Origin of the sequence: Stenotrophomonas maltophilia group sp. Smal32, from assembly GCF_030237085.1 — a bacterium.
GTDB lineage: Bacteria > Pseudomonadota > Gammaproteobacteria > Xanthomonadales > Xanthomonadaceae > Stenotrophomonas > Stenotrophomonas maltophilia_Q.
Window position 1 is genome coordinate 8,859 of the sequence record NZ_JASJSI010000072.1, and the last position, 2,976, is coordinate 11,834.

Genomic DNA, 2,976 nt, shown 5'->3' on the forward strand with positions numbered 1-2,976 from the left:
GGTTTTGGGTGGGTTTTTTTTTTTATTAATATTGCTGTGGTGGGGGGTAGTGATAATGGGGGGTTGTAAGGTAAATACTAAACTTTTTTTTTGCCGAGTTTTGTATTATTTTTTGTGGTGTTTTTTGATAAAAACTTCGCGCAACCACCCGGGGGCGCCCCGGGGGGGGCCGCCCCGCCGGGGGGGGCCCACCCGCGGCCCCCCCCCCCGGCCCCTCAACCGCCGCCGAGGCGGAAGGTCGGGTTGGAGAGTTCGCGCAGGAAGTGGGTGAAGATGCTCGGCTGCATGGCCAGCATGAAGATCACGCCGAACGCTGCACCGGCCAGGTGCGCGCTGTGGTTGATGCGATCACCACCGCGCTTGTCCATCCAGATGCTGTAGCCCACGTAGAACGCGGCATAGACAATCGCCGGTGCCGGGATGAAGAACACCAGGATGATCGACCACGGCTTGATCAGGATGAAGGCGAACAGCACCGCCGACACCGCTCCGGACGCGCCGAGGCTGAGGTAGTTCGGGTTCTTCTGGTTCTTCAGGTAGCTGGGCAGGATCGAGACCAGCAGCGCTCCGATGTAGAACGCCGGGTAGGTGAGGTAGCTGCCGGTGAGCTGCACCATCACACTCTCGATGAATCCCCCGAAGAAGAACAGGGTGATCATGTTGAAGATCAGGTGCGACCAGTCCGCGTGGATGAAGCCATAGGTCACCAGCCGGTCGTACTGGCGGTGACGGTCGATGGCCGGCGGCCACAGGATCAGGCGGTCGGCCAGCTTGCGGTTGTTGAACGCCATCCACGACAGGATGGCGGTGATGGCGATCAACAGCAGATTGACGGGGGTCATGTCAGGCTCAGGCGCTACGGTAGTTGTCGACCATACGATAGCGTTTCGCGTACCAACCGAAGGCCAACGCCGCGACGAAGGCGAAACCGGCGAAGAAGAACATCAGGAATGCCGCCTCGCTCAGGCCGGTACTGGCGATCTTGTGGGTCACCGTGTCATTGCGCACGGCGGCATTGGACAGCAGCACCCACAGGTTGCCGATGGTGGTGGTCAGGTTCCAGAAGCTCATCACCACGCCCTTCATCGCCTGCGGCGCCTGGCTGTAGGCGAATTCCAGGCCGGTGGCCGAGACCAGCACCTCACCGAAGGTCAGCAGCGCGTACGGCAGCACCTGCCAGAAGATCGACATGGCGTTGCCCCCGTCCATCACCACCTGGATACCGCCGACCACGATCCAGGCCAGGCCACTGAAGGCGATACCGGCGGTCATCCGGCGCAGCGCGGTTGGCTCGAAGCCGAAGCGGCGCAGGGCCGGGTACAGGACGAGGTTGTTGAACGGGATCAGGATCATCACCAGCAGCGGGTTCAGCGCCTGCATCTGCGAGGCGGTGAACCAGCTGGGCATCTGCATCTGCTGGCCCTGCAGGACCCAGGTCGAGGCCTTCTGGTCGAACAGCGAGAAGAACGGCGTGGTCAGGGCGAAGATCACCAGAACGCGCAGCACCGAGCGCACGCCTTCAACCGCTTCGGCCGGATGCAGGCCACGGGCGCGATCCAGCTGCAGCCAGGTGCCACCACCGATACCGGCCAGGATCGATACCAGCGCCAGGCACAGGCAGATCACGATGCCCAGCGAGCCCACCAGGCCGAACGAAGCCACTGCCAGCACCAGGCCGAGCACCGCGATCACCAGGCCCGGACGCCCCTGGCCCGCCACGCGCGCGGTCAGCGCGGTGCGCACCACGTTGGCGAACGAATGCGGATCCTTCGGCGGCAGCGGCACCAGCACGTAGCGCTTGCGGCCGAGCCAGAACACGAAGGTGGCAACGAACATCAGGATGCCCGGGATACCGAACGCCCACTGCGGGCCCCAGTTCTTCAGCACCAGCGGAATCAGCAGCGAGGCGAACAGCGAGCCGAAGTTGATGATCCAGTAGAACGCGTCGAACACGATCTTGGCCAGGTGCTTGTTGCTCTGGTCGAACTGGTCACCCATGAACGAGGCCACCAGCGGCTTGATGCCACCGGCGCCCAGCGCGATCAGGCCCAGGCCGAGGAAGAAGCCCTCGCGGCTGTTCTCGAACAGCGCCAGGCACAGGTGGCCGGCGCAGTAGACCAGGCTGAACCACAGGATGGTGTGGTACTTGCCAAAGAACCTGTCGGCCAGCCAGCCACCGAGCAGCGGGAAGAAATACACGCCGATCATGAAGCTGTGCATGATGTCCTTGGCTTCACCGGCACGCCCTTCCGCAGTGATTTCCTGCAGCAGCAGCGAGGTGATCAGGAACTGCACCAGGATGTTGCGCATCCCGTAGAAACTGAACCGCTCGCAGGCCTCATTGCCGATGATGTACGGGATCTGGCGCGGCATCTTTCCCTGGCCGGCGATGGGGGCAACTGCGTCGTGGCTCATCCTGTAAGGCAATCCTGCAAAGCGAAAGGCGCAAGGTTACCGGAACCGGGGCTTGCGAAGCACGCTGCAGGGCTGCATGACAACGGTGCCAATCCATGGCAGGCAGCTTGGGCCCTGCCGGAAGTCACGGCACCTCCACGACAAAAGCGTAAACTTATCGTTATGCGCCCCCTCGCCCACGCCCGTCTCCTGCTCAGCTGCCTCGCAATGGTGCTGGCGTTGCCGGCCCAGGCTCGGACGCAGGTGCCGGCCAGCGCAAACGGTGACGCCGAGCCGCGCCAGCTGACCGTGGCCGCACTGGAACTGCCCAGTCGCGATGACGCGCAGTGGAAGCTGCGTCGCGAACAGGTGGCAAAGCTGCTCACCGAGCTGCGGCCTGACGTGATCTCGGTGCAGCAGGTGCTGCAGCAGCAGGGCCGCAATCCGGCCTGCTGGCTGGCCAGCCGGCTGCGCTACAGCTGCGACTTCGTTACCGCCGACCCGCCCAGCCAGCCGCTGGGGCATGGCAACGCCATGGTGACCCGGCTGCCGGTCAGGGAGGATGGCGTGACCCTGCACCAC

General features: G+C 63.6%; 3 protein-coding genes. 1 reads left to right on the forward strand and 2 read right to left on the reverse strand.

All coding sequences use genetic code 11. The features are described 5' to 3' along the window. Positions 1 to 215: 215 nt before the first annotated feature. Positions 216 to 842 carry a rhomboid family intramembrane serine protease gene (locus QRO91_RS15875; RefSeq protein WP_010486760.1) on the reverse strand — a complete coding sequence of 209 codons (627 nt, stop codon included), beginning with the start codon at positions 840 to 842 and terminating at the stop codon, positions 216 to 218. 7 nt (positions 843 to 849) lie between these two features. Next, positions 850 to 2,415: an oligopeptide:H+ symporter gene (locus QRO91_RS15880; RefSeq protein ID WP_049429111.1), complete on the reverse strand. Its 1,566-nt coding sequence runs from the start codon at positions 2,413 to 2,415 to the stop codon at positions 850 to 852. Between the two features lie 162 nt (positions 2,416 to 2,577). Here QRO91_RS15880 and QRO91_RS15885 point away from each other — a divergent pair. Then, positions 2,578 to 2,976: endonuclease/exonuclease/phosphatase family protein (locus tag QRO91_RS15885; protein ID WP_285310465.1), on the forward strand; the 399-nt coding region annotated here is incomplete at its 3' end.

Excerpts from the sequence above, each read along its gene's own strand:
- QRO91_RS15875 (WP_010486760.1), bottom strand. The coding sequence starts at position 842 with ATGACCCCCGTCAATCTGCTGTTGATCGCCATCACCGCCATCCTGTCG.
- QRO91_RS15880 (WP_049429111.1), bottom strand. The coding sequence starts at position 2,415 with ATGAGCCACGACGCAGTTGCCCCCATCGCCGGCCAGGGAAAGATGCCG.